Genomic DNA, 26,246 nt, shown 5'->3' on the forward strand with positions numbered 1-26,246 from the left:
AAGTTTTAGACAATGAAAAGAATAACCGCTAAGAACAAAGCTCGTGATGTCCACTTGCGATTAAAGGTTTTGAAAAAACAGTTGCGAAATAAACGACACAAAAATAGTGGAAAAGCTCATTTAGTTACTGAAAAACCGACAAATCCAGAGGGGAAAGAGCCCAAACTTCCTAAGTACCCAATATTCGACATTTCTAGTCAAAACATCGACGATTTTGAACAGATGGGTACCAAGTCCAAGTTTTGGTATAAAGATTCAAAAAGTGGCAAAGACTACCTATTTAAATCCATTCATACTGAAGATCGCGAGGGTAACCCTATAGAGCGAAAGGGCGAAGACTGGGCCGAGAAAATAGCCTGTGAACTAGCAGAGTCACTTGGTATACCCCACGCCCATTACGACTTAGCTAATTATCAAGGACAGCGCGGGATAAGAAGTGAAAAATTCACGACGGACGGTGACAATATGTTCTTTGGTAATCAACTGATAGAGCATGTTGCCAATAGAATCAATGTTACTCTAGAACGAGGGCAACGCTCTCAAAAAGTTGATCGTGTAGCCGTAATTCTTGCTCGTCTAATCAAGCATCCACCAAGAGGTTGGAAGCCAACAGAAAACATTAACTCAGCCTTCGATGTATTTATAGGATACTTGCTTCTTGACACCTTGATTTCTAATCAAGATCGTCACAATGAAAACTGGGCTATGATCATTAATGGTAATGAGAGTTACTTAGCTCCCTCTTTTGATCATGCTGCTAGCTTAGGTAGAAACGAATCTATTGAAAAGATGCATGAGAGGTTGATAAGCAAAGACGAAGGCAGACAAATCCCCAACTACGTAGCTAGAAGTAAATCTTATTTCTACAACGGTAGCGACAGATTAAAAACTTTAGATGCTTTTTGCATATTTGGATTCTATAGAAAAAAAGCGACGCTTGAGTGGCTCAAACAACTTGAAAAACTAGAAACCGAACAAATTTTTTCTATCGTTGATAAGGTACCTGATGAAATAATGGGACTTACTGAGAAAACTTTTTGTAAAGCGATTCTAATTGCTAATAAAGCTCGTATACTTGCGTATAAACCAATGTTTTTAGAACATCTGCAACAAGAGGACAAGGAAACTAATTCATGAAAAGTGTATTCGTCATTTGGAAAGATAGTGATGATGGTATGTGGCACCCGGTAGCAAAGTTAACTCGCTTGGAGGGTGGGTACCGTTTCAATTACACAAAAGGCGCAAATCATGAAAACTTTATAGCTTTTCCTCGAATGGATGACCTAACCAAGGTCTATACATCAGCATCGCTGTTCTCGTTTTTTACAAACCGCTTAATTCCAACAAATCGCCCTGAGTTCAAGAAGATGTTGGAATGGTCTGATATTAACCCTATTGGATATGATGAACTCGACTTACTCGGTGTATCAGGTGGGGCAAGAAAAACTGACGAGTTCAGGATTATCTCTGAGCCTGAAGTTACGCCAGATGGAAAGTATAAAATTCGATTTTTTATTAGCGGGGTTCGCCATTTAGACTCTAAAAGCACCGAGCGTGTTGGCATGCTGCAAATTGGCGAACAACTTAAGCTAGTTTACGAAGATACCAATCCTTATGATTGCAAAGCAGTGCTAGTATCAACTCAGGATGAGATCCCTATCGGGTACTGTCCTAAATACTTCAATTGCGACGTTCGAGCACTATTAGAAGATCCGGAGCTAAACTCTCACTCTCTTAATGTGGTCAAGCTAAATAAAGATGCTCCCGATCAGTTTAGAGTATTGTGTGAATTCGTAACAAGGTGGCCTGAAGGGTTTAGCCCGTTGGTTTCGGAAGAATACCTTGCACACACTATGAATCACTAGACTAATTACCACAGTGATAAATTAGAGAGCGCCATGATGCGCTCTCTTTTTATTCCTGAGAGGTTTATATGAGTACTCGTAAGTTAGAAGACAGAAGTAAGAAACCTTGGCTTTGTGAGTGTTATCCGCAAGGTCGAAATGGTAAACGTATTCGTAAGCGCTTTGCGACTAAAGGTGAGGCAATCGCTTTCGAAAAGTTCACAATGAAAGAAGTGGACGATAAACCTTGGCTTGGTGAGAAAAAGGACTTGCGCACACTTCAAGACTTAGTCGAACTCTGGTACAAACTTCATGGCCAACACCTCAAATCTGCTCAAAAAGTTTACCCCCGCTTATGCACAATAGCCGAAGAGCTAGGGAACCCTTTTGCAATTAAGTTCACCGCAAAAGACTTTGTGCACTGGCGATCTAGCAGAAAAGTAAAGCATAGGCATATTGCGGCTGATACTGGCAAATTGATGTCTGCGCCCACCAACAATCTCGATTTGAGATATCTGCGCGCTGTGTTTAATGAACTCATTTCTCTTGGAGAGTGGAATCAACCAAACCCACTTGCAAATGTTAAGTCGATCCCTGTTACTGAATCCGAAATGGGCTTCTTCTCTAATGAGGACATTACCATGCTCTTCGATAGGATCAGTAAAAGCAAACGAGCAAAAGAGTACGAGCTCGTCTGCAAAATTTGCTTATCGACAGGGGCACGCATTTCAGAAGCTATTAACCTTCGTCTTCCGCAGGTTACAAAGTACAAAATCACATTTATTGACACCAAAAGCAAAAAGAACCGTACTGTACCAATCACAGAGAGGCTTTATAACGAGCTGATGGAGTTTGAACGAACGGGAGAAAAGGATAGGTTGTTTAAAAGTTGCCTTCATGGCATTGCCTATATCGTAAATCGGACATTTCCAGACTTACCGGATGGTCAGAATACCCACGTGTTTCGTCATACCTTCGCAAGTCGATTTATGGAGGCCGGAGGAAATATTCTCGTCTTGCAGAAAATTCTTGGTCACAGTGATATCAAAATGACCATGCGATATGCCCATTTTTCACCCGATCACCTGATACAAGCGGCTGAGTTAAACCCAATTTCTAGGTTGGGATTGTAGTCTCAATTTGAATTGATAAATGGCGACATAATGGCGGCAAATTTTCTTAATACTGATTATTATTGAATAGTATTGATAAGACGGGTTGTTTTTAAGGCATTGAAATAACTAAGAAACCATTGATTTTTCTGGGTTATAGCGATAGCTATGCATTACACTAAGTAAGATTTAATACCGCGTCTTAACGCCCGTTAAGGCGCGGTTATTTCGATAGGAACCCCATTCTGTGCAGCGATTGCTGCTTTAGCCTTCACGTTTTTCATACCGAATTCATCCAGCCACCACTTTAACTCTTTCGGCACTTTGAGTTCATCTTTCTCGCCATTACTACGAGTCAAAGGCTCATGTGCTTCTAAGAACACACTTCTGTCAGGCTCAAGTGTCATTTTGATAGGCTGGTTAATGATGTTAACGTCTTCGCCGTTACGAACCTTGTCAAATAACCACTCAATGTCACTTGGGTCCATACGAATACAACCCGCGCTGACTCGCATACCAATCCCAAAGTCCTTGTTGGTACCATGAATTAGGTATTCGCCATTCCCGTAAGCTAAACGCAATGCAAACATACCAAGTGGATTATCAGGCCCCGCAGGAACAACGGCTGGTAGGTCAATGCCCTTTGCTTTGTACTCGGCACGAATAGAGGCTGGAGGAGTCCATGTAGGGTTCGGTCGTTTTTGGCTGATACGCGTTGTCATTACTGGGGTATCGCGCCCTATTCGGCCAATTCCGACAGGAAATACATGGACAATATCCTCTCCTTTCGGAAAGTAATATAAGCGCAGCTCGGCTAGATTAATAACGATACCTTTATAAGGTACGTCTGGGAGGATTAGTTGTGTCGGAATAGTAAGAACATGCCCCTCTTCTGGTAAGAAGGGATCCACGCCTTTGTTTGCGGCCATTAAACCTAGCATACCCACATCGTAGAGCTTAGCGATATTTGCCATGGTTTCGCCTTCTTGCACGACGTGGTTTTCAAGGCGACCAATTAAACGGCTTCCATCCTCTGGTAATTCGTACATCTTAGCGAATGATAGACCACTCACTAAAGATAACGACACAGATAGCAGGGTACGTTTTGCGAAACTCATTGATCGCTTTTTGCTAAGCATTTCACTCTATTCCTTGGCACTTTTAAAGAGCTGTAAGGTTATCTCTCTTTCTGTCTTGTGATCAACCATCGGCTTGTGATATTCCAGTAAAGAAAAGCCCTCCCAAGTCCAAGGTTTATGGATGTATTTGTTCGGTACACTTTTGATTTCTGGTACCCAGTGGCGCACAAATTCACCATTAGCATCGAACTTTTCGCCTTGGCTTATCGGGTTGAAAATACGAAAGTATGGCTGCCCGTCACAGCCCGTAGAAGCAGACCATTGCCAGCCACCATTGTTCGCTGCAAAATCGCCGTCCACCAGCTTACTCATGAAGTACGCTTCTCCCCATCGCCAATCAATATGTAAGTCCTTGGTAAGAAAGCTCGCGACAACCATACGTAATCGATTGTGCATCCAACCTGTTTGATTGAGCTGACGCATTGCTGCATCAACGACTGGGTATCCTGTTGTTCCTGTCTTCCATCGCTCAAAGGCCTTCTCATCATAGGACCACTGGATTTTATCCTCCCAATCGATAAATCCTTTGCCTTTGACGAGTTTTGGTTCGAAAACCAATAGGTGCTGATAAAACTCACGCCAAATGATCTCACTTAACCAAGTTGCTTTCCCTTCTGTAAGGTCATTTTGTTGATTTTCAGCATACAAACGAGCAATACACTGCCTTGGTGATAGCGCGCCAATCGCAAGGTATGGAGACAGTTGGCTAGTGCCATCAATAGCTGGAAAGTCTCGCTCGCTTTGATACGCGTCACTGCGCTCCCGTGCAAATTCCCTAAGCTGCTTCAAAATATCATTAGTCGAAGCCAGCCAGTCTTCACTGGATTCTCGAGGATAGCTAAATGTGAAGCTTGAATTAAATCGAGCCGACTCTAATTGTTCGAGTACCTTTTTATTGAGTGGCGCTTGCTCGTGAGGTTTTACTACCGTCGGCATATGGAACTGCGTTAACCAAGCACGCTTGAATGGCGTAAACACCTTAAAATATTCGCCTTGCTTATTAAGAACCGTCGTTGGCGCGTGCACACATTTGTCATGAAACAGTTCAAATTCGATATCGTGAGAAGCTAACGCTTCACTTACTTGTGTATCGAGCTCTCGTTCGTTCACCTCATAGTGAATGTTTGCCATGACAGACGTGGCTTCAAGTGTTTCCGCCCATCCACTAATCACATCTGTACAATCGGAAAACGACGGCACCTCTTTGTACAAAAAGGGAATATTAAGGCTTTCAAGCTCCTCGTTAAGACAAGCTAAGCGACGAGCAATGAGGTCTGCCTGCATCGGCGCCATGTGATGCTCCCGCCACTGCTCTGGCGTCGCGATAAAGCAAGCGACGACAGGCTGACCTGAATCCAATGCAGCTTTGAGTGCCGTGTGGTCTAACGTACGTAAGTCACGTCGAAACCATACTAAAATCATGGTAGCTCCTATCTTTTGTCTACTAAGTTAGGTGTAATTTCTCTATCACTTCAGAGCACCCCATCCGATCACCTAACTGTGCGTGAAGCATTTTGATGGACGCTACTTGTTTAGCAGCTAGCGCTTTGTTGGAGAAAAGGTAGATAAACGAACCATTTTCAACGACCTCGTGATCTAGTAGACCAGAAACATCATCAACCTTATCGATCAAAGTCGTGTGATACCCTTGTTCACAAAGCTTCGCTGCTTGAATCCAACTCTCAGATTCTCTGTTTTGTTCAAAGCTAATGAGCAGACACTTTCCTTTGGAAGCGGCTTTGTTTTCAGAATCGATAACAAGGGCAAGTCGAGTGATTAAACAAGTCTGAAATAACCCTACCTGTAAAGATCGCAGCGATCCTTTCACCATGTCTAGCGCATCAAATACTGGGCTAATAAACTGATCAATAACGAGTTTTAGTGGATACTCTTTAAGAACAGAGGCAAGTAAACTCTCTGCTTTTCCTCGATTCAGGGTAGACAACGCAAGCAGCATGTTTTCAACTTCTTCGAGTGTGCGAACCTCGTTTTTGACTTCGACATCGGCGCTTTTTCCTAGCAGCCCCTTCACTTTACCAATCGAAATCCCCTTCGCGAGCCAACTCTGAACTTCGCGAATCGTATCGAGATCTTGCTGGCGATAGAGTCTGTGTCCTTTTTCAGTTCGCTGAGGCTGGATCAAGTTGTATCTTCGTTGCCAAGCTCTCAGCGTAACTGGTTTTACACCCGTGATTTCTGCGACATCTCGGATCGCGTATAGTTTTTCTTCTGAACTACAAACCATAGCGTAATCTCATCTCCTGCGGATACGGTTCTAAAAACTTCTGTTTTGCTAAATATTCGTCTGGGTAAGTATTTAAGTAATGCTTAATCAATGTAAGTGGTGCTAGCAGAGGCAGCATTCCGATACGGTAGTCGTGAATCACTGTCGCTAACTCTTCTTTTTCTTCTTTAGTTAGTGAGCGTTTGAAGTACCCTTGTAAATGCATCAACACATTTGTGTTGTTTTTGCGGCTAGCCCGATTCGTTAACGCCTTCATAAGTCCTAAACGATACTCTTGGTAAAAGTCTTCAATTTCATAATTAGCGACATCGGCAACTAAGCGGCCAAGGGAGCGGTATGACTCTGGGTGGTGTGCCATTAACGTCAGTTTGTAGCGCGAATGAAAGTCGATGATTTTGCCACGAGTAGGCTCACCATCCATCGAGTCGTAAAAGTCATTTAGACAAAATACTCGAGTAATAAAATTTTCTTTCAATACAGGGTCGTTAAGTCTGCCATCCTCTTCAACAGGCAACCAAGGCATTTTTTGCATCAATGTTTGCGTATACAAGCCAACACCTTCTTTCGCAGCACTGTTCTTGCTGTAAACCTTGACTCGCTCCATGCCACAAGTTGGTGACTTGGCACAAACGATGTAACCACAAAGCTGCTCGCTTTGAAGTTCATCTACTTTATTGGCCGAGTAAGTGAGCATATTGTCGGTATGATCATTTTCTGGATTTTTGGTTTCAACCAATGCAACACGCTCTTCATTAGAAACAAGACGAATGGTTGGACGGGGTACTGGCATACCTACGCCGACTTCAGGGCATACCGAAATAAAGTCAAAATACGGGCTAAGCTCTTTAGTCACAAAGTTGCTCACCTTATGACCAGAGTCAAAACGCACTCGTTCACCCAAAACACACGAACTGATACCTACTTTGATCGAAGATTCCATGATGACGCATCCCTATACAAAAAGTTTTGTTGTATAACTTATAGCAAGCCTTTCAAGATTGTACAAGAAAATAAGTTGTACAATTTAATCGTTTTACTTCACTCGAAAGTATTTCGATCAACCAGCTGTCAGAAAAAAGTTTGGCCCAAAAACAAAGAATTTGTGCGCGCAATCGACAAACTGCTCAAAAGCAAATCGATTGCTCTTTTGATTTCAACAGATTTGGTTATCAATAGTAGTTACAGTTTCTAAATGCGTGGTTTTTGTGACTAAGCTCTCAAGGGGCCACTGTACGTCCCGATATTATTGCCTCAACGAAAACGAACAAGTTCAACAGAATTGGTAATAGCGTTCTATAATAGAGGCGTTTTATCAAAACAAAACTTTGGAGAGCACTTATGGCAACCCCACACATTAACGCACAACCAGGTGATTTCGCTGAAACCGTTCTAATGCCAGGCGACCCGTTGCGCGCTAAATACATCGCTGAAACGTTCCTAGAAGATGTGAAACAAGTTTGTGACGTTCGCAACATGTTCGGCTTTACTGGCACTTACAAAGGCAAAAAAGTTTCTGTAATGGGCCACGGCATGGGTATCCCGTCTTGCTGTATCTACGTACACGAGCTAATCGCTGAATACGGCGTGAAAAACGTTATCCGTGTGGGTAGCTGTGGTGCAGTACGTGACGACGTGAAACTAATGGACGTTGTTATCGGTATGGGTGCTTCTACAGACTCTAAAGTTAACCGTATCCGTTTCAACAACCACGATTTCGCAGCAATCGCTGATTACGGTCTTCTAGAAGAAGCAGTTAACCAAGCGCGCGCTCAGGAAGTGCCTGTAAAAGTAGGTAACGTATTCTCTGCTGACCTGTTCTACACACCAGAAGCAGACATCTTCGAGAAGATGGAAAAACTAGGCATCCTAGGTGTAGACATGGAAGCGGCTGGTATCTACGGCGTAGCAGCTGACCTAGGCGCGAAAGCACTGACTATCCTGACAGTTTCTGACCACATCATCCGTGGTGAAAAACTAAGCTCAGAAGAGCGTCAGAAGTCGTTCAACGACATGATGAAAGTTGCACTAGAAACTGCAATCAACATCTAAGAGCAAATAGTAAGTAATAATTTGCAGCCAGAGTTATGCTGGCTGCCCGAATTATCCCGAGGGGGCGATTGTGTCTAACGGCGAACTGCCAAAAGACGCAGATGGGTTACAACTCAACTTTTGTAAAACATTGGCGTGTGACAACTTTGGATTGAGTGATGCAAAGCGTTACGTTCTGCAACATGCGAACCCTAAGCGTCCGGCGATGGTATGCCGTGAATGTGGAGCTTTCCCCCCCTTACTTAATAATCGCGATGTCGTGAACGAACTTCATCGCCTGCGGCACGTCCACAGTGACGGGTTGCCTGCTTGCCGTAATGATGATTGCGACAACTTTGGACTTTCTGTCCACACTCACAAACACCTCTATCACGCTTTCGGTTACAGTGGCGATCGCCAACGTTACCGCTGTAAAGTGTGTCAAAGTACCTTTGTCGACAAGTGGTCTGGTGCCAACAAGAAGCTTCAATTTCAAGAGAACTTGATGGGTTTATTGTTTACGGGATATTCCGTACGAGAAATCTGCCGCAAGCTTAGTATTAACCCAAAAACCTTTTACGATCATGTTGACCATATAGCTAGCCGCTGCCGCCGCAAGCTGGCAACCATTGATGCGCGCTGGGTAAACCACGCAACGCATTATGAATTGGCCTCAAACTATATTGCATTGCAACCGAACAGCAATAATGGTGTGTATTGGATTGTTTCTGGCGAAGCGCATTCTGGCTATATTCTTTGCCAGCACGTCAATTATTCCGCTGATGAAGAGCCAATCGCAACTCTCGATCATAATCCTTACGATGAGGTGTCTCGTTTTGTTTCCCAGGAGTACGTAGCGGAAGCAAGTGAGCCGCTTGCGGAACCTTCTCATCACCTCAGAGAGCGAATTGACCAAAAATACCAAACAATTTTGGCTCGCGGTAACGTAGAAGACCCTCTTGGTAATCTATCTGTATTTCATTACCCTTCAAAAGGGGCATTAGTCCGTCCGCCATACACCTCGTATGCACACTATTTGCACGTACTTGATATGTGCTGCCCAAACAAACGTGTATCTCTATACATGCCTCAAGATCCCCTACTACGTTCAGCTGCATTGAGCGTTTGTTTACCTCGTATTAAAGAGAAAAGTGTCGACTTGATGTATGTAGAAGAGGACGCTAGTTGGGACATGAGCACTCCCTTTGGCAAAGTCGATATCGCCTATATGAGTTGGTGGCGCGATCGTTGGGCAATCTCTAGTCAAAACGAAAACCACAAAGGCATTTGCTACCTCGCTGGCGATCAAAATGAGCCTGAAAAATGGTTTAACGTTGCGACAACTCGTCATGTGAAGTTTTATCAAAACCGCTTTCAGATTCTTTTCGAAAGCTTCATTAACGAGCCACGTCGCAAATTACGACCTGCTGGTATTTTACCTCTTTTAGATATATTCAGAGCTTGGCATAATTTGTGCTATCAGGATAAACAAGGTCTTACCGCTGCACAAAGGTTGGAAGTCTCTGATGCACCTTTGACAATCAAACAGCTCCTATCGTAGCTATTCTATTGGTAATTTAGATGTAGTAATTAGGGGTTGTAACGGTATACATTACGGCCCCTGATCGTTTACCAAAACGTTATCCGCATCGCTTTGGTAAAGAAACATGCATCTAACCACTTAATATTAGGTGTGATTTCCAGTTCGATAGTCATGGATGTGAACGTTGGATAAAAACCAAATTCAGCTAGAAGATGATCTCACTAAGCTTAAAGGCCAAATAAAATCGGCCCCTAAACATACCTTTAATATTGCGCAGCAATATCGTATCCGCGCGGAACAAATTTTATTTGTGGACGGAGAGATCAAAGCCTTACTCATCATGGCGCAATGCTGTTGGTGCCTAATGGATTACCGACAAGGCTTAAAACTCGTCAAAGACGCTTACAGCAAACAAACACAGCTTGAAACCGACGATCATCTCCCGGAAATTCTCCATCTTTTTGCACTCCAATATTGGGGCCAAGCAAAGTATTATTCCGCGCAACAATATTGGATTAATGCGCTCGAACAATCTGCTCTTGTTGATGATGTTGAAATTCAAATCGAATCTCTAATTGGGCTTGGTAATGTATGGCGCATCACTAATGAACACCAACTTGCCGCTTCAACTCATGAGTTAGCCGTTAAAGTGGCAAACAATGTTCGTATTGCTTGGTTAGAAGGCAAAGCGCGCATCCTATTAGCTTGGGACTATTACTTACTAAATAAGTTTGTCGAGATGCTTACGGTACTGGATGGAGCAACCGAAGTATTAAAAGATCATGATGACAGTACGTGGCAAGCCGAGATCTGGGACTTTAAAGGGTTAGCACTGCTTGGACTAGAACGCCTTGATGCGGCCGAAGAAGCCACCCAAAAAGCCCACCAGCTCGCCATTGAGCATGACCTCGTTTGGATGAAAGCACACTCTTTTATTAGCCGAGCAAGACTTGAGCTTTTGCGCCAAAATACAGACAGCGCTGCCAAGTTGCTACTTGCAGCAGAAGAGTCTGCACTCAGTTTCGACCACGGTGAGCTACTCAGCCAAATTTGCTTCCAACAATCACGAGTCGCTGAAGAACAAGGTGACTTTGAGTCTGCGTTTAACGCGTTCAAGAAATACCGTAAGCACGCACTCAAAATGCTCAAAGAACAAACTCATCGAATCAGCATGGATAAAGCAAGAGGCTCTAAACGCCAACTAGAGCAGCGAGCACGTAAGCTGATCAATCATATTCGCTCTCAACACGAATACGACCCTGAAAAACAGTTCTCTAATGTCGTTTCTGAGACCTACTGGTGGGAACAGTTAGTTTTGTTTAAAACGGAGCTCAAACGCTCTAACCACGCCATCATTATGATTCAGCATTCAAACCCCGAAGTTCTCGATGTTTGTACCGAGCTCGTTCATGCATTGACAACCTCCAGCGACCTCATCTCGAGAATTTCCAGTAACAGGCTAGCAATGTTAATTGCAGAAAAAGGTCAAGCAGCAGAAGAGGTCTACCGCACTGTCCAAGCGATGTTAGACATCTATCCATGGAAGCGACGCGGAATCAAAGGCCCGAAACCGATACTGTATTTGCAAGATATCCTGACCTTCCCATTCACGTTAGAACAGCTCGAAGAAAGTTATATTGAGGTAATGAAGAATGGAACAACTGCTTAGCAAGGTGACTGACGCAGGTATCGATCCTTCTTCCGTTTCAGGTGAAGAAGCGATTACGCTATGGGAACACATAGGGTTACATATTGCGTCAACAAACCGAGAGAAAGCGCATTGCTATATCATTAGCGCCGAGTATCGAAGAGAGATCAAACAGCTCAACGACAGCATTAGTGAATTGAAACAAGCGCTTGAGTTGCTTGTTTTACCAGAAGATGTAGAAGATATTCTTTCTGTGAAAGCAAGCTTGAGTGAGCGTTTAGTTGAAGTAGGTGACTACAATGCGGCATTAACCGAGTATGTTGCTTCAACCAATATCGCCGTCGAGTACGGCTATATTGATGAGTACGTATTGGCCATTATTGGAATGGGTAATTTGTGCGATGCCTATGGGGATCACCAACGTGCATTACGTTATTATCAAAAAATAGATGCTATCGATCACGCTATTGGCAGTCGATCCCTACGCCTTCGTTACAAGCTGTACATGCTTGCCTGTTATATCAGCTTGAACCGTACCGCAGACGCCAAAGAACTATTGAGTGAATGTGAAGAACTGAGCATTCTCGTCAGTGATAAAAACCTCGCCGCACAAAATCACCTCTACCGAGCCAAATTACATCGTCTGCAAGAAGACTACCCCAATGCGTTGCTGGCTATTTCGAATGTTCAGTATACAACGGGTAGTGCCACGACATACTGGTTATCCACGATGGTCAAAATTGAGACTGCGTATTGTCTAAACGGTGTAGGGCACACTTCTTTAGCTAATTTAACGTTGGACTCCATCAGTAAAAGGATTCAAAAGCAGCTATCTCCTATCGTTACTCAGCATTTTTATAACGCGATGAGTCAAGTTTACGCCTCTCAAGGGTTGTATCGAGAAGCATTAAATTGTGAAAAAAAAGCGCATAGAATCGAATCTGATCTTGTAAAACATATTCCGATCGGTGAGTTAGGGTCTGCTCAACTACGCCGACTTTCACGCTTTGAGTTACAACTCAAACTCATTTTGTCAGAGCTAGAAAACAAAGAACTAAAAGAAACCACCAAGCAGCATAAAAATACTGTTGCTCAGCTACAGCAGGACGTCTTTACCGATCCACTTACGTCTTTACACAACCGACGCTGGTTAGAAGTTAAACTAAAAGATCTACTTCTGCACGATACTGCATTTGCATTGATGGTCATCGATATCGATCACTTCAAATCCATCAATGACGAACTAAGCCACTTGGTGGGCGACAAAGCGATCAAAAGTGTGTCACAGGAACTGGCGTCCTACTTCAGATTTAAAGGCGCATCGTGCGTACGATTTGGTGGTGAAGAGTTCCTCGTGATCCTTGAGAATACCCAACTGGAACGCGCAGAAATGCATGCCGAGAATTATCGTGAACGGATTTATCAATATGGTTGGGAGGATATTCTTGGTGAACGGGGGCTGACCGTATCCATAGGGATTACCTTGCATCGAGAAGGCGAGAATACTCAGCGAACTTTTTATCGTGCAGACAAAGCTCTTTATCGCGCCAAAGCCAACGGCAGAAACCAAGTCTGTACCGAACTTTAAACCATGCCCCGGTTGACATCTGGGGCTTTGTTATACTTTTTACTTATCCTTCCTCTATCACTTCACTGTTTGTTTAAATAAGTACTCAGCAACACCTTAACTGCCAATAAACATCAGTGGATACTTACATCGCATAAACATAATTCCTACATAAAAACCGCTTGATTCATCTGTAGTTAAGACAAATACTTAAATTGTTAATTTACGTAGATTTTCCATTTCGCAATAAGCACAGGTAGGTAAGATGTTTCTAGACTATTTTGCACTTGGGTTACTCATCTTCGTTGCTTTAGTGATCTTTTACGGAATCATTGTCATTCATGATATTCCATATGAAATCGCCAAAGAGAGAGAGCACCCGCACCAAGACGCAATTCACTACGCTGGCTGGGTCAGCCTTTTCACTTTGCATGCGCTGTGGCCATTTTTATGGATCTGGGCAACATTATGGCGCAAGGAACGCGGCTGGGGTTTTAAACAACTAGAACAAGAAACACACGACATTCATCACCGCCTTGAAGAACTCATCGATGAAGTCAACGAACTCAAAAACGAAGTATCGATGTTGAAACAACAAAAGATTCAGCAAAAGCCTTTGCCTGAACAAAGTAAAGAGGACGAATAATGGACTTATTGCTGATTCTGACTTACGCCGCTCTTTGTATTGCCATTTTTAAAATTTTCAATATTCCTCTAAACAAATGGACCGTTCCAACCGCCGTACTTGGCGGCGTAGTGTTAGTGGGCACACTCGTGCTGCTTATGAACTACAACCACCCATTTACTCAATTAGGTAACCAAGTGTTCCCGACTACGCCTATCGTCTCTGGCGTGCGTGGCCGCGTGGTGGAAGTGCCAGTCCAGGCCAACCAACCGCTCAAAACGGGCGATATTCTTTTCAAAATCGATCCTGTGCCTTTTGAAGCAGAAGTTGCTCGCCTTGAAGCGAAAGTCAAAGAAGCAAGCCAAGGTGCCCTGGGTTTAGAGTCTGATCTAAGAGAAGCAGAAGCTGCTGTATTGAAAGCGCAAGCGGACAGAGATAAAGCACAAAGGGAATTTAGCCGATATCAAAGGGGCTTTGATCGTGGCGCGTTTACTGAACAAGATTTGGATACTCGACGCCAAGCGTATAAAGCGGCAGAAGCCATGTTAGACGTTGCGATTTTGCAACAAGAACAAGCGCAAATCGCTCTGGACTCTGAAATCGGAGGCGAAAATACCCAAGTCGCGCAACTTCTTGCCGAGCTGCGTAAAGCAGAGTTTAACTTAGAGCAAACCGTCGTTCGTGCGCCAACCGATGGTTACGTTACGCAATTGGCTTTGCGTCCTGGTGTTATGGCTGTGCCGTTGCCACTTGCCCCGGCAATGACCTTCGTACATACCGAAGACATTACGTACACCGCGGCATTCAGACAGAACTCATTACAACGCTTGAAGCCAGGCTTTGAAGCAGAATTTATGTTCCGCGCAATTCCGGGCAAAGTATTCCGTGGCGAAGTCATTGACGTGATTCCAGCCATTGGTGAAAGCCAAATTCAAGCGCGAGGCGCTCTGCTCGGGACTGATGCCTTGCGCACGAGCGGACGTGTTTTTGCGAAGCTGAAAATTACCGACGACTTGAGTGGATACCACTTACCAATGGGGACTGCGGTTGAAGTTGCAGTTTATTCAGACAGCTTTACTCACGTATCAGTGATGCGCAAAGTGCTTATTCGTATGAAGAGCTGGCAGAACTATTTATACCTCGACCATTAATGAACATATAGCGCATTCATTTATTGGTAAAAATAACATCAAACCGTGTAATCAGGGGCTGACGATCAGCCCCTGATTCATTCTAGCCATCCAGATAGATAGCATTCCCACTTTTATTAATATTCTGTATAATGCGCGCCTTATTTTTAATGCTTGCTAAAACCAAAGCCAGTCAAAGGGATGCGTGAATCAAATCACACATTTCCTGAAGAAAAATAGAGCAAACAATAAGCAGCTTGGTTGTTTTGAATATATGTTACACAATCAAATAACTAACGCTTTCCGACAAAACAATTAAACGTTCTTTAAAATCGACTATTGAACTGAGGTTATCTATGAATCTTTCCGCTAAAACTGTTGTGGTTATTGCAATCGGTGCTGCTCTTTACGGTATCGGCGGCTTACCTATGTTTGGCATCCCTGTGTTTGCAAACACAACGCTAAAACCAGCCATGGCAGTATTAGCATTGTTCTCAGTACTATTTGGACCACTTGTTGGCTTCTTGGTTGGTTTTATTGGTCACTGGGTTACTGACCTATTTGCTGGTTGGGGCGTATGGCTCACTTGGGTACTTGGTTCAGGTATTGTTGGTTTGATTATCGGTCTATTCCCTTCTCTAACGCGCTACCGTTTAGAGAAAGGCGATTTCAATATGAAAGACTTCGCGTTATTCGTGGTACTTGCGCTATTAGGCAACGTATTTGGTTACGGTTGCTCTGCATTCCTCGACACGATTTTATACGCAGAACCGTTCACTAAAGTGTTTACCCAGCTTTCTATTATCGCGATCGGTAACACCATTCTTATTGCTATTGTTGGCTTCTTCATTCTTAAGTCTGTCGCTAAACGTAACAAGCAAAGCCGTAACTTAACAGAGGCTTAATGTCGAATGACAATCGAATTTTCTAACTTCTCTTTTAGATATGAGTCGCTGGACAAACCGACGCTAAAAAATATCAATCTAAGGATAGAGAAAGGAGAGAAAATCGTCATTATCGGTCCAAGTGGTAGTGGTAAATCTACTCTTGGGCAATGTCTTAACGGACTGATCCCACACGCAATCAAAGGGGAAACCAGTGGAACATTGATCATCAATGGTCAAGACACCGCCCCTTTCGACATGCACCAATACACCGAGCAAGTAGGCACCGTACTCCAAGATACGGACAGCCAATTTGTCGGTTTGAGCATTGGCGAAGACATTGCATTTGCGCTGGAAAACCAGCTAACTTCTAACATCGACATGTACCCATTGGTCAAAGCCACGGCCAAAATGGTCGACTTGGAACAGATGCTAGAACGCTCACCCCACGATTTATCAGGCGGCCAGAAACAGCGTGTTTCTTTGGCGGGCATTCTCGTCGATGACGTCGATATCCTTTTGTTTGATGAACCACTAGCTGCGCTTGACCCTAAAACGGGTAAAAAAACCATCGAGATCATCGATGATCTACACCGCGAAACGGGCAAAACCATCGTAATCATTGAACATCGTCTTGAAGACGTTCTGCATTGCTCAGTTGACCGTATTATCTTGATGGAAAGCGGCAAAATCATTGCCGATACAACGCCAGATGAAATTTTAGCGTCGCCTTTGCTAGAAGATTACGGCATCCGCGAACCGCTTTATATTTCAGCACTGAAAGAAGCAGGCTGCGCGATTGAGGGCGATGCAAAACCTTCTAGCTTAACTACCTTACCGTTGGAGCAATATAAACCGGCAGTACAAGCATGGTTTGATGGTTCAACAGCACAACCGCCCAAAACGCCAGCCGAGACTTTGCTTGAAGTCCGTGGCCTCACCTATTCTTACGACGGTGAGAAAAACGCGTTAGAAGACGTGAGTTTTGACATCAAGCGTGGCGAGTTTGTCTCTGTACTTGGCAAAAATGGCTCGGGTAAATCGACCATCACCAAACTGATTATGGGCGTTATTGAAGCGGATAGCGGCTCAATGAGTATGAATGGTCAAGATCTTAACGAACTGACCATCTTCGAGCGCAGCCAGAAAGTGGGCGTGGTGATGCAAAACCCGAATCACATGATTTCCCATCACATGATTTTCGACGAAGTGGCCTTCGGCCTCCGTAATCGTGGCGTTGAAGAGAAACAAATCGAAGCTAAAGTACTTGAAGTCCTTGAGCTGTGCGGTTTGAGCAAATACCGCCACTGGCCAATCGAAGCATTGAGCTACGGCCAGAAAAAGCGCGTAACCATTGCGTCAATTTTGGTATTGGAACCAGAGCTTCTGATCCTTGATGAACCGACGGCAGGTCAGGACTATCGAAACTACACGTCTATGCTGAGTTTCATCGAAAAGCTCAATCGCGAGTTGGGCGTAACCGTGATGATCATCTCTCATGACATGCATTTAGTGCTGGAATACACCACGCGCTCTATCGTGATTGCAGACAGTAAATTAGTCGCGGATGCACCAATGACGCAGGTATTCAGCAGTCCAGAGCTACTAGACCAAGCAAACCTCACCACAACAAGTCTGTTTGAGTTGGCTACGAAAGTTGGCATCGAAGACACCAATGGCTTTATGCAGCATTTTATCAATGCAGAAAAAGCGCACCGCCAACAAAAAAGCGACGACGTAAACCAACTAGAGAAAGCGGTGGCATGAAAGACAATAAGATGAAGTTTGGTATCAACTACATCGATACCCAATCACCACTTCATAAGTTGAATGGCATTACTAAGTTCTTGCTTTTCATTGCTTGGGTAACGGTGGTATTGACCACATTTGACTTGCGAATCATCGCGCTGTTGATCGTGCTAGGTTTGGGCTTATTGAAAATGACCAAAGTGCCCTTTCATGTCTACAAACCGCTGTTATTCGGTACAGGCACGGTATTACTGATCAATGCCCTGTTTATGTTCGCGTTAGCGCCGCAACAAGGTACTGAGTTCATGGGCTCATCAACGGTTTTACTCTCGTTACCCGGTAATTACTCGCTCACTCAAGAGACATTGTTTTACCTAGTAACAGTGACGTTGAAGTACTTCAGCATGTTCCCAATCGCGTTGGTGTTTGTATTTACCACTCATCCGACAGAGTTTTCAGCCAGCTTGAACCGTTTAGGTGTGCCTTACAAAATCGCCTATGCCGTAAGCTTAACGCTGCGCTACTTGCCGGAAGTGAAAAAGGACTTTGTTAACATCATGCACGCGCAACAAGCACGCGGAGTAGAACTGAGCAAGAAGGCTCCGTTGTTCACTCGTTTGAAGAACGTCGCGAAGATTCTTGGACCTCTGATTTTCTCTAGTTTAGACCGAGCCGATCAAATCTCAAACGCGATGACGCTACGTGGTTTTGGCCGCCACTCCTCTCGCACTTGGTACAGCTTAAAACCACTGACCAAAGCCGATATGATCTGCATGGCTGGGATTGCGGTGATAGTGATTGCGGCGATCAGCAAGCGTGTTATCGACACACAACTGTTCTGGTATCCGTTCTAAATTCTTAAGCTTCAAACTGAACATAACGTGGTTAGTGTTGTGACCACGTTATCTTCCGTCTTTCCCCTCGATAACTTGCCTGCTGGCTTCTTGCTTGCAAGTATTCAAAAGAAGCGGTAATTTCAGCGGCTCGCTGATGTGCCAGAAAGTTGCTTATTCAAACGACCAACATGAACTAAACTCATCAGTTTTATCAGGGGCTTAATGATCAACTGCGCACTGCCCACGATGAAAAGCCAAGTACCACTTTCAATCAACGAATCATTCAAAAAGAAAAAACTACCAATTAAAAACCAAATAGCAATGAGTAGGTCGTTTGCAGCACCTAACGCCTCATAGCGGCGCTGAATAACGATGTGACGGCTTCCTAGATCTAAATCCAACTCTCTGCCATGTATCTGCACTGTATAGCTCCCCTCTTGTTATTTCGCGTCAGTTATGCCCAAGTTATTTCGAAATACTTAGTTCTAAACCCTAACGGACGTAGCATGCATTGACAACCATTGGGGGGATTATCTATTTGCGATCAAAAGAAAAGGGCGCATAAGCACCCTTTTCAGCGAGTCTAATTACAGGTATTCGCTTTAATGATTAGATAGTGAGTGCCAACTTAACTCCACTTCAACAAGCGAGTTTCGTTGCCTTCTTCCGGCTTCGCTGGAATATTGAGTGACAACAGCAAGCTCACTGCTGCCATGCCAGCGCCGATGTAAAATACGCTAGCAGGTGAAACCAGCCAAATCACACCAAACGTAACAGGTATTACAACCGCCGCAATATGGTTAATCGTAAACGCAACGCCCGCGGTCGACGCCATATCGGCTGGGTCGGCAATTTTCTGGAAGTAGGTTTTAATCGCAAGCGCTAACGCGAAAAATAGATGATCGACAACATACAATGCTGCCGCCCACTCAGCCGTTTGCACCAAACCGTACCCGACGAACACGAAGATCAAACCGACGTATTCAAACATCAACGCTTTGCGCTCACCTACAACGCCGATAAAACGGCCTATTCGCTTCGCAAACAAGAAGTTAAAGACATAGTTAATCAGGAACAGCAACGTAATATCTGCGGCGGAGTAACCAAACTTTTCTACCATCAAGAAACCAGCGAACACCGTAAAAATTTGACGGCGTGCTCCACTCATAAACGTAAGCGCATAGTATAACCAGTAACGTTTACGCAGGATGAGCTTCTTGTTCTGAGGCACTTTTGTCTTAAATTGTGGGAAGGCAAATGCCATCACCAAAATGAGCACAAAACCTAAACCACCAGCCATTAAATAGACCGTTTTAAAATCAAGTTTGAGCTGTTCGAGCGAAACCCAAATGGCGCCGTAGGTAAACAGAGAAGCCAAAGCTCCAACAGAAATAAACTTACCCAGCATTTCTGGCGCTTCTTCTTTAGATAGCCATTGTAAAGACAAAGACTGCTTGAGTGTTTCAAAGTAATGGAAGCCGGTGGACATTAACAAGGTTGTAAAAAGTAGACCGTACAAAGTGGGAAAATAACCTGTTAATGCCGTACCAAGCGTAAGCATCGCCAAAGAGACGAGCATAAAGCGTTGCTCTCGGATAAACAGCAATACAAACACGGCGGTAAAGGCCAAAAAACCCGGAATTTCACGCACACTTTGCAATAAGCCTATGTCGGCACCATCAAAGTTTGCTTTCTCGATAACAAAGTTGTTCAACAACGCCATCCAGGTAGAAAAAGCAATGGGCACGATAATGGAAATTAACAGGAGGAAATTTTGCGGCGTTCTCCAGCCGTGCGATGAGGTAGTCATGATGTTTCCTTTAAATATGAAGGCATCATCATAGCTTTAAATGTAACAAATTCGCAATATCATTATTATTTTCAGCCCAGAGCAAGCAGATATGGCTGAGGGATATTGTTATGAAGATAAACATCGCACTTAACTCCTCGGCTAAGCGCGATGTTCAAGTATCAAGAGAAATAAAGCATGAGTAAATGTGCTCAGTGGCTTAATCAATGACTTTTACTGATAGGCGATTTTTAAATTCAAACACATGTTCTGGACACACATCCAAACAACGGCCACAGCTAATGCAGTTTTGATCCATAACTCGACGATCTCCCCCTTTCAAAGGCTGCCGAAGCACTTCTGGTTCTGGGCAAACGTAAAAGCAATCCATGCATTTGGTGCAATCTTCGCGGCGAACAGCAGTAACGCGCAACAGGCTTTTTCGGCCTATCACGCCATAGGTAGCCCCCAGTGGACATAAGTGCCCACACCACCCATGCTCAACCAAGAGTAAATCCAACACGAACACCAGGGCGATCAACACCCAACCTGCGCCCATACCAAACACCAACCCGCGATGCAGTGCCGCCACTGGATCTAACCATGTCCAAAGAATTGCGCCAGACAGCGCACTGCCCAACATCAAAACAGGGATCAGCCAATAACGAATCACGGGAGACCAACGATAGCTCGCTTTAATGTTGAGCTTTCGACGCAACCACGCCGCCAAGTCTGTCACGATGTTCAGCGGGCACACCCAAGCACAAAATGCGCGCGGCGCCAAAATCGCGTAAAACACCACGACAATCACTACGCCTAACAACGCATTAAACTCCGGAACATGCCCTGTCGCCAAAGCTTGAAGCACAATTAACGGGTCACTTAACGGCACGGTATCGAGCAACATACTTGATGACAGATTACCAGTTAGAATTCCCAGCGTCGGCCCAGCCATAAATAGCGCAATGATGGTGAACTGACATAGCCGACGTAAAATCAAAAACCGATGCGCGCGCCACCAACCAAGCTTTTCAAGCGCTTCTTTGCCAGCATTTTGAGCTAAATTCTTTGCCATTACTTACCTCCTTTTAGCGATTCAAGCGCACCTTCCGGCACAGGCGTCTCACTAGGGAGGATATTTTCGAGTGGTTTGTCGATCTCTTTCCAACCAAAATTGTAGTGGCTGCCCACTTTGCCTTTCGCCAAATCCGTCGGGACAACTTTAATAGCAGCGACATCCAACACGCACGCTTGTTCACACTTACCACATCCGGTACACACTTCGGAATTCACTGTAGGGATAAGTTTGGCGTGATAGCCGGTTCGGTCGTTGTGAACCATCTCTAACGTGATGGCTTCATCAATCAGCGGACAAACGCGATAACAAACGTCGCATCGTAACCCTTGCCAGTTAAGGCAAGTTTCATGGTCAATAAGAACCGCTGTACCCATTCGAGCATCATCAATATCGGTTAGTTTCGGATCCAGCGCCCCACTCGGACAAGCGACAACACAAGGAATGTCTTCGCACATTTCGCAGGGAATATCGCGTGCAGTAAAGTAAGGTGAGCCAGTCGCGACGGGTGAAAGTAATGTCGCAAGTTTCAAGGTATCGTAAGGACATGCCTGAACACACAAGCCACATCGAATACAAGCTGATTCGAAATCGCCTTCCGGCAGTGCACCAGGCGGACGAATAGGCACACCTTTGGTTTCTCGAGCTTGGCTTTGTAGCGATTGTAAGCCCAATACACACGCAGCTGCGCCAACACCAGCCGCAGTTCGAGCTGTATCACGCAAAAATCGGCGCCGACTTTGCGATATTTTAGACTGAGAGGATTTCATGCTATTTCCTCAACAAAACTCCTTTATCAAGTTAAGCATAAATAGCCCTAAACGTGTCGTTTCCCTATACCTCATAGGAGGTAACCCCATCCTCTATTGATTCAAGTCAACTGACGCACAGTGCCGTCGTCACAGTTTGACTAAATGCGTTTATTTACTGCGACATGAAATTCACCACGATACTCTGCAGTACGCGCCATTCTCAGTACAATAATTCAACACCTTTGCAATCTACTCGCTCAATTCGATGATAAATCACTACTAAAAATTCAAAAAATGACATCATAACAAGCTAATTTAAAAGGCATTTATCCATTAAACATAAAAAAACACTATCCAAATAAGAAAACTGTGGTTAGATTAAAAATTAAAACTAAAAAGCGAAGGAGAGAGGCATGGAAATTATCGTACGTCCAACGACCGTCGAAGACGCAGCGGCACTCGTAGAAATCTATTCACAACCAAAAGCACAACGTGAAACCCTGCAACTCCCAAAGCCTTCGCTCGCGATGTGGGTGGAAAGATTGTCAAACATACCTGATGGTGTTTATAGCTATGTCGCTGAAATTGATGGTAAAGTCGTCGGAAATATTGGCTTTCACCACTCTCTACGTCCAAGAACGATGCACACGGCATCGTTTGGCATCGGAGTACATGATAGTTTCCATGGACTCGGTATTGGTAGCAAATTGATAGAAACAGTCACTGAACTAGCAGATAACTGGTTAAATGTGAGAAGAATTCAGATAGAGGTCAATGCCGATAACGACGCCGCCATTGGGCTTTATAAAAAGCATGGATTTCAAATTGAAGGTGAAGCGATTGACGGTTCCTTCCGTGATGGTGAATTCATCAATACCTATTACATGGCGCGCATCAGACCAGGCCAAAGATAAAACAAAGCCTCCTACTATTGGAGGCTTTTCTTTTTAAACTTCGACTCACTTTCGTAAGTAAGCCAACGCTCTGCGAGTCAATGCTTCTGTGTAGGGATTGATCTTCCAGTGGTCGGAACTCCAACCTTTCACAAAGCGCTGAAAGTCTGCCCAAGCCACAGCAAACAAAGGACGCCATTCACGCTCGACTTCATTAGGGTCAAGATTCGGTTGATAGACCATTAGCGCGTGTTGCAACTGAGCAAAATACGTATCCAAAACCCAAACTTCCATCTCTGCACAACGTTCTGGCTTAACGGCGCTACTCATAAACAGTGCCACATCTTTCATTGCACACCCACATCCAACGTATTGAAAGTCAACCGCAGCAACGCTTGATTCTTCTTCATCAAAACAGAAGTTCACCAATTTGGCATCACCATGTACTAGTGTTTTAAACTTAGCTTGCGAAAGCGTTTGATCAATCAATTGAGCCGCATTTTGTAGCTCAGTGTCTTGCAATGCTTCAAGCTCGTCGGGTCTGGTTGCTAAGTGCCAGTATGTTCCGGTATGCCACAACTTATCCGAACGAACATCGATGTATCGCGCATGAAAGTTCGCCAACCAAGTGAGGCAGGCTTGTAGATGCTCTAGCTGTGCATCTGTGATGACTTTTGGAAAGCCCACCTCGGCGAGATCTTCCATCACAATGAGCCATTCATTCTCCGATTGGAACGTTTTTAGACCTTGTGGTACTCGGCAGCGAGTATCCACCCCTCCGGAAAAATGCTCATACCAATTCACTTCCACCTGATAAGAGTGCAGCTTTCTTTGATGAGAACGGTCCGTATTCCAGCCTCTAGGATGCTCTGAAGGCTTAGGGAGTTTTACATGCTTAATGATCACCGAACGAGTTGAATAAGTAACTCGGACTAACTCCCCATAGCCTCCCCATAGCGATTGTATGACTTCTACAGAGCGGTAATTACCGAGATTGAGTTCCTGGCCAATATTTTGGTAGCATTGGTGGTTGTTACTCATCATGCGAGCAGATGTGACCACGTTTGGTTCTTCTCCATATAGTGAATAACATATGGGCAAACTGGTTTGATTTGATAACCGAGTGACTCAATTTCTGGCAACACCGCTTCCATCATCACTTTTCCGTACCCCTTACCTCGCAGTGCTTCAGGAACAACCGTTGATGTAATGTGCATGACATTACCCTTAAGCTGATAAATCACCTTGGCTTTATAACCCTGCTCTAAATCAACCCAGAATGTACTATTCGTGGTCTCATGAGTTACTTTATGCATATCTTGCTCTCTAATTTTTGTTACAGATTGATTGAATCAAACTATATCACTGAATAAAATCGATACCATGCGAGAGTGCTGCTTCGCCTCACGCGATTACCTTCTTACATCAGGTACGACAATTATAATGAGAAATATGAGCCCAATTGCCAGAGACGGCAAGCTACCTCTGCAAAGCAAGAAGGCACCAGAACGTCAGGCAAGTACATTAAATAGCACCGATGCAATGGCAATGGTCGAACACGGCAGTGAAGTGAGCTTAAACGTCACCACCCCCGTTGGTACAAAGTTTATTACAACCAGCACATTTGTTGGCTGTCACTCAAATAATACTGCATTGATAGAGGTTCCGAACATCTCTGATGAAGACTTGAAGTTCTATTTTCAGGAAGGCTTTTGGATCAATGTAAAAGCCTACTCTCATCGAGGTGAAGGGGCCGTTATCCCATTTCGGGCCCAATTACAGCATCGACTAGGCGATCCGTACCCAATTTTGGTGCTAGACCTACCCAACACTATGCAGGTCTTTCAGCTTCGCAAAGAAGTGCGTTACGAAGTAAATTTGAGAGCGCGTGTTTTTTTAGAAGCCTATCGAACTGAATGCGAAATAAGAGATTTATCTCGTAGTGGCTGTCGTTTTGTAACATCACCGATGAGCCGACCACTTCAGGTTGGTGACCACGTTTCATTGGATCTAACGATGCCCGGAGAAAGTCGTATGCTAGCGCCGTTGCGAGGTCGTATTTGTAATTTACAAAAATCAACGCACTATGCTCGCTACGGAATGGAGTTTGATGAGGTTGGTAAAAACAACGCTAAAAGCCTCCTCAGTCACCTCAAATTTGATGGGACTAAGCTCACACTAAAAAGATAGATTTGATAACCCCTATCGCTTATCAAGAAGCTTTGAAGTGCTAGAAAACAAGAAACCCCTTACTTTTCAGTAAGGGGTTTTATTTACTAAGAATAAGGCAGTATCTTAGATAAGAGTCATGACTTAGAAGTCGTAACGTAGACCTAGCGCTAGCTCATCTTTTTCAGCCGCGCCTTCGTTATCCATTAGATCGAAGTTGTATGATGCGTAGCCACGGAAGTTAGGCTTGAAGTAGTAAGTTACATCAACAGCTAGGTTTTCTACAGTATCTGCGTCTTCTAGTTCACCTTTGTTGAACGTAGAAGTGAATACAGTTTGACCCATAGTGTAAGCAGCGGCTAGTTCGTAGCCTTTGTAATCAAAAGTCTTACCTGCAACATCCATATCCGCGCCAGTGTAGTTACCAGCGAAGTAGAAGTCACCTACAGAGTATGCAGCTACCAGCATGAACTCATCGCTGTCGTTTTGATCTGCGTAACCAGCACCTAGTTCAAAACCAGTGTTAGCAAACGCGTAAACACCAGATAGAGAGAAGCCATCTTCCTCGTTGTCTGTAAAGCCTTGTGCATCTGTTGTGCGATCAGCAAAACGGTAGCTAGCGCGTACAGCTAGTTGCTCGAATTGGCCTTTGTAAGACAGCATGTTATCTGTACGGTCAGAAACAGGCAGTTTAAGTGCTGCTGTGTTACCGTGGTAAGCCATAATGTCAGTAAAGTCAGTAAGAACCACTAGTGCGCCGTCGTTTTTACCGTAAGTTACTTCACCGTATTTGCCACCCAGCCCCGCATAAGCGTAACGAGTTTCAAGACTGTCTGTCTCACCAACTTTGTTACCTTTAGAATCAAATACATCATAAGTTTCAGTTACAAACTCACCTTCCCAAAAACCAACGCCGTATAGGTTTTCATTGATTTCCTGTTTGCCTAGGAAGTTAAGACGGATGCGAGTACGGTCTTCTGCCTTACCATCCATCATAGAAAGACGCGCTTCAGCGCGGCCGCCCATCTCAAGAGAAGTGCCATCTTGGTTGTATAGTTCTGAAGCGACAACTTGAGATCCTGATGCCATTAGCGCCACTGCTACAGCTAAAGTTTTTAATTTCATTTTTATTTTCCATATCATTGTTTTATATGTGTTTTCTCACCAGAAAAACAGGACTTTTCTGTACCAACGAGAAAACTGGCGGCATAGTAGCAG

The 26,246-nt window shown here is 44.2% G+C and carries 25 protein-coding genes; 14 read left to right on the plus strand and 11 right to left on the minus strand.

The genetic code is table 11. The annotated features are described in order from the left end of the window. The first annotated feature begins 12 nt into the window (after window positions 1-12). The 3 genes from R7R24_RS04090 to R7R24_RS04100 all read left to right on the plus strand — a co-directional run bounded on the left by R7R24_RS04090 (window position 13) and on the right by R7R24_RS04100 (window position 2,977). On the plus strand, window positions 13-1,137 hold the full coding sequence (locus R7R24_RS04090; RefSeq protein WP_318119449.1) for a HipA domain-containing protein: 1,125 nt from the start codon (window positions 13-15) through the stop codon (window positions 1,135-1,137). After that, complete coding sequence (locus R7R24_RS04095) at window positions 1,134-1,865, plus strand: HIRAN domain-containing protein (RefSeq protein WP_318119450.1); 732 nt, start codon at window positions 1,134-1,136, stop codon at window positions 1,863-1,865. Before R7R24_RS04090 ends, R7R24_RS04095 begins: the two co-directional genes overlap by 4 nt. A 68-nt stretch (window positions 1,866-1,933) precedes the next feature. Continuing rightward, entirely contained in the window at window positions 1,934-2,977 is a 1,044-nt protein-coding gene (locus R7R24_RS04100; protein WP_318119451.1) for a tyrosine-type recombinase/integrase, read from the plus strand. Window positions 2,978-3,168: 191 nt separating this feature from the next. Here R7R24_RS04100 and R7R24_RS04105 read toward each other — a convergent pair whose 3' ends face one another. The 4 genes from R7R24_RS04105 to R7R24_RS04120 are packed head-to-tail and all read right to left on the minus strand — an operon-like array spanning window position 3,169 to window position 7,280. Beyond that, a complete protein-coding gene (locus R7R24_RS04105) occupies window positions 3,169-4,095 on the minus strand; it encodes a L,D-transpeptidase family protein (RefSeq protein ID WP_025768560.1) in 927 nt (308 codons plus the stop codon). Window positions 4,096-4,101: 6 nt separating this feature from the next. Beyond that, complete coding sequence (phrB, locus tag R7R24_RS04110) at window positions 4,102-5,517, minus strand: deoxyribodipyrimidine photo-lyase (protein ID WP_054579340.1); 1,416 nt, start codon at window positions 5,515-5,517, stop codon at window positions 4,102-4,104. A gap of 22 nt (window positions 5,518-5,539) precedes the next feature. Beyond that, window positions 5,540-6,340 (minus strand): MerR family transcriptional regulator, encoded by an 801-nt coding sequence (locus R7R24_RS04115; RefSeq protein ID WP_033906723.1) that lies wholly within the window; start codon window positions 6,338-6,340, stop codon window positions 5,540-5,542. Further along, window positions 6,330-7,280: a YbgA family protein gene (locus R7R24_RS04120; RefSeq protein ID WP_017635475.1), complete on the minus strand. Its 951-nt coding sequence runs from the start codon at window positions 7,278-7,280 to the stop codon at window positions 6,330-6,332. The genes R7R24_RS04115 and R7R24_RS04120 overlap by 11 nt, the downstream gene beginning before the upstream one ends. A gap of 398 nt (window positions 7,281-7,678) precedes the next feature. Here R7R24_RS04120 and deoD point away from each other — a divergent pair, with 398 nt between their 5' ends. The 9 genes from deoD (at window position 7,679) to R7R24_RS04165 (ending at window position 18,368) form a co-directional block, all read left to right on the plus strand. Next, entirely contained in the window at window positions 7,679-8,389 is a 711-nt protein-coding gene (gene deoD / locus R7R24_RS04125; RefSeq protein WP_005375140.1) for a purine-nucleoside phosphorylase, read from the plus strand. Window positions 8,390-8,459: 70 nt separating this feature from the next. Beyond that, window positions 8,460-9,929, plus strand: coding sequence for a hypothetical protein (locus tag R7R24_RS04130; RefSeq protein WP_005383936.1), 1,470 nt, complete (start codon window positions 8,460-8,462; stop codon window positions 9,927-9,929). Between the two features lie 166 nt (window positions 9,930-10,095). Next, window positions 10,096-11,580: a hypothetical protein gene (locus R7R24_RS04135; RefSeq protein WP_005375137.1), complete on the plus strand. Its 1,485-nt coding sequence runs from the start codon at window positions 10,096-10,098 to the stop codon at window positions 11,578-11,580. Beyond that, entirely contained in the window at window positions 11,564-13,147 is a 1,584-nt protein-coding gene (locus R7R24_RS04140; RefSeq protein WP_017635478.1) for a GGDEF domain-containing protein, read from the plus strand. Before R7R24_RS04135 ends, R7R24_RS04140 begins: the two co-directional genes overlap by 17 nt. Before the next feature lie 244 nt (window positions 13,148-13,391). Then, window positions 13,392-13,772, plus strand: coding sequence for a DUF3302 domain-containing protein (locus R7R24_RS04145; RefSeq protein WP_005375135.1), 381 nt, complete (start codon window positions 13,392-13,394; stop codon window positions 13,770-13,772). After that, window positions 13,772-14,902 carry an HlyD family secretion protein gene (locus R7R24_RS04150; RefSeq protein WP_005375134.1) on the plus strand — a complete coding sequence of 377 codons (1,131 nt, stop codon included), beginning with the start codon at window positions 13,772-13,774 and terminating at the stop codon, window positions 14,900-14,902. Before R7R24_RS04145 ends, R7R24_RS04150 begins: the two co-directional genes overlap by 1 nt. A 335-nt stretch (window positions 14,903-15,237) precedes the next feature. Beyond that, window positions 15,238-15,786 carry an ECF-type riboflavin transporter substrate-binding protein gene (locus R7R24_RS04155; protein WP_005375133.1) on the plus strand — a complete coding sequence of 183 codons (549 nt, stop codon included), beginning with the start codon at window positions 15,238-15,240 and terminating at the stop codon, window positions 15,784-15,786. Between the two features lie 6 nt (window positions 15,787-15,792). Beyond that, entirely contained in the window at window positions 15,793-17,532 is a 1,740-nt protein-coding gene (locus R7R24_RS04160; protein WP_191116098.1) for an ABC transporter ATP-binding protein, read from the plus strand. After that, on the plus strand, window positions 17,529-18,368 hold the full coding sequence (locus R7R24_RS04165) for an energy-coupling factor transporter transmembrane component T family protein (RefSeq protein ID WP_064369635.1): 840 nt from the start codon (window positions 17,529-17,531) through the stop codon (window positions 18,366-18,368). Before R7R24_RS04160 ends, R7R24_RS04165 begins: the two co-directional genes overlap by 4 nt. A gap of 122 nt (window positions 18,369-18,490) precedes the next feature. Here the strand turns inward: R7R24_RS04165 and R7R24_RS04170 are convergent, their stop codons facing one another. From R7R24_RS04170 to napG, 4 genes are all read right to left on the minus strand, one after another. Next, entirely contained in the window at window positions 18,491-18,772 is a 282-nt protein-coding gene (locus R7R24_RS04170) for a YrhK family protein (RefSeq protein WP_025768568.1), read from the minus strand. A gap of 206 nt (window positions 18,773-18,978) precedes the next feature. After that, window positions 18,979-20,160: an MFS transporter gene (locus R7R24_RS04175; RefSeq protein ID WP_005375129.1), complete on the minus strand. Its 1,182-nt coding sequence runs from the start codon at window positions 20,158-20,160 to the stop codon at window positions 18,979-18,981. Window positions 20,161-20,359: 199 nt separating this feature from the next. Further along, the gene (napH, locus tag R7R24_RS04180) at window positions 20,360-21,214 is read right to left on the minus strand and encodes a quinol dehydrogenase ferredoxin subunit NapH (RefSeq protein WP_191116099.1); all 855 of its coding nucleotides are present in this window, start codon (window positions 21,212-21,214) and stop codon (window positions 20,360-20,362) included. Beyond that, on the minus strand, window positions 21,214-21,984 hold the full coding sequence (gene napG, locus R7R24_RS04185; RefSeq protein ID WP_005383947.1) for a ferredoxin-type protein NapG: 771 nt from the start codon (window positions 21,982-21,984) through the stop codon (window positions 21,214-21,216). The genes napH and napG overlap by 1 nt, the downstream gene beginning before the upstream one ends. Before the next feature lie 395 nt (window positions 21,985-22,379). On the opposite strand from napG, the gene R7R24_RS04190 reads away from it, so the two are divergent. Beyond that, complete coding sequence (locus R7R24_RS04190) at window positions 22,380-22,880, plus strand: GNAT family N-acetyltransferase (protein WP_017820512.1); 501 nt, start codon at window positions 22,380-22,382, stop codon at window positions 22,878-22,880. Between the two features lie 45 nt (window positions 22,881-22,925). Here the strand turns inward: R7R24_RS04190 and R7R24_RS04195 are convergent, their stop codons facing one another. Further along, window positions 22,926-23,903, minus strand: coding sequence for a phosphotransferase (locus R7R24_RS04195; RefSeq protein ID WP_191116103.1), 978 nt, complete (start codon window positions 23,901-23,903; stop codon window positions 22,926-22,928). Beyond that, entirely contained in the window at window positions 23,900-24,175 is a 276-nt protein-coding gene (locus R7R24_RS04200; RefSeq protein WP_017635482.1) for a GNAT family N-acetyltransferase, read from the minus strand. The genes R7R24_RS04195 and R7R24_RS04200 overlap by 4 nt, the downstream gene beginning before the upstream one ends. A gap of 127 nt (window positions 24,176-24,302) precedes the next feature. On the opposite strand from R7R24_RS04200, the gene R7R24_RS04205 reads away from it, so the two are divergent. Further along, window positions 24,303-25,049, plus strand: coding sequence for a flagellar brake protein (locus R7R24_RS04205; RefSeq protein ID WP_411978821.1), 747 nt, complete (start codon window positions 24,303-24,305; stop codon window positions 25,047-25,049). 123 nt (window positions 25,050-25,172) lie between these two features. On the opposite strand, the gene R7R24_RS04210 is transcribed toward R7R24_RS04205, so the two are convergent. Beyond that, on the minus strand, window positions 25,173-26,153 hold the full coding sequence (locus R7R24_RS04210) for a porin (protein ID WP_005375122.1): 981 nt from the start codon (window positions 26,151-26,153) through the stop codon (window positions 25,173-25,175). Window positions 26,154-26,246 lie beyond the last annotated feature (93 nt).

The organism is Vibrio sp. 704, from assembly GCF_033339295.1.

Coding starts and splice junctions, on each gene's coding strand:
- R7R24_RS04090 (WP_318119449.1), top strand. CDS start 13: ATGAAAAGAATAACCGCTAAGAACAAAGCTCGTGATGTCCACTTGCGA.
- R7R24_RS04095 (WP_318119450.1), top strand. CDS start 1,134: ATGAAAAGTGTATTCGTCATTTGGAAAGATAGTGATGATGGTATGTGG.
- R7R24_RS04100 (WP_318119451.1), top strand. CDS start 1,934: ATGAGTACTCGTAAGTTAGAAGACAGAAGTAAGAAACCTTGGCTTTGT.
- R7R24_RS04105 (WP_025768560.1), bottom strand. CDS start 4,095: ATGCTTAGCAAAAAGCGATCAATGAGTTTCGCAAAACGTACCCTGCTA.
- phrB (WP_054579340.1), bottom strand. CDS start 5,517: ATGATTTTAGTATGGTTTCGACGTGACTTACGTACGTTAGACCACACG.
- R7R24_RS04115 (WP_033906723.1), bottom strand. CDS start 6,340: ATGGTTTGTAGTTCAGAAGAAAAACTATACGCGATCCGAGATGTCGCA.
- R7R24_RS04120 (WP_017635475.1), bottom strand. CDS start 7,280: ATGGAATCTTCGATCAAAGTAGGTATCAGTTCGTGTGTTTTGGGTGAA.
- deoD (WP_005375140.1), top strand. CDS start 7,679: ATGGCAACCCCACACATTAACGCACAACCAGGTGATTTCGCTGAAACC.
- R7R24_RS04140 (WP_017635478.1), top strand. CDS start 11,564: ATGGAACAACTGCTTAGCAAGGTGACTGACGCAGGTATCGATCCTTCT.
- R7R24_RS04145 (WP_005375135.1), top strand. CDS start 13,392: ATGTTTCTAGACTATTTTGCACTTGGGTTACTCATCTTCGTTGCTTTA.
- R7R24_RS04150 (WP_005375134.1), top strand. CDS start 13,772: ATGGACTTATTGCTGATTCTGACTTACGCCGCTCTTTGTATTGCCATT.
- R7R24_RS04155 (WP_005375133.1), top strand. CDS start 15,238: ATGAATCTTTCCGCTAAAACTGTTGTGGTTATTGCAATCGGTGCTGCT.
- R7R24_RS04160 (WP_191116098.1), top strand. CDS start 15,793: ATGACAATCGAATTTTCTAACTTCTCTTTTAGATATGAGTCGCTGGAC.
- R7R24_RS04165 (WP_064369635.1), top strand. CDS start 17,529: ATGAAAGACAATAAGATGAAGTTTGGTATCAACTACATCGATACCCAA.
- R7R24_RS04175 (WP_005375129.1), bottom strand. CDS start 20,160: ATGACTACCTCATCGCACGGCTGGAGAACGCCGCAAAATTTCCTCCTG.
- napH (WP_191116099.1), bottom strand. CDS start 21,214: ATGGCAAAGAATTTAGCTCAAAATGCTGGCAAAGAAGCGCTTGAAAAG.
- napG (WP_005383947.1), bottom strand. CDS start 21,984: ATGAAATCCTCTCAGTCTAAAATATCGCAAAGTCGGCGCCGATTTTTG.
- R7R24_RS04190 (WP_017820512.1), top strand. CDS start 22,380: ATGGAAATTATCGTACGTCCAACGACCGTCGAAGACGCAGCGGCACTC.
- R7R24_RS04195 (WP_191116103.1), bottom strand. CDS start 23,903: ATGATGAGTAACAACCACCAATGCTACCAAAATATTGGCCAGGAACTC.
- R7R24_RS04200 (WP_017635482.1), bottom strand. CDS start 24,175: ATGCATAAAGTAACTCATGAGACCACGAATAGTACATTCTGGGTTGAT.
- R7R24_RS04205 (WP_411978821.1), top strand. CDS start 24,303: ATGAGAAATATGAGCCCAATTGCCAGAGACGGCAAGCTACCTCTGCAA.
- R7R24_RS04210 (WP_005375122.1), bottom strand. CDS start 26,153: ATGAAATTAAAAACTTTAGCTGTAGCAGTGGCGCTAATGGCATCAGGA.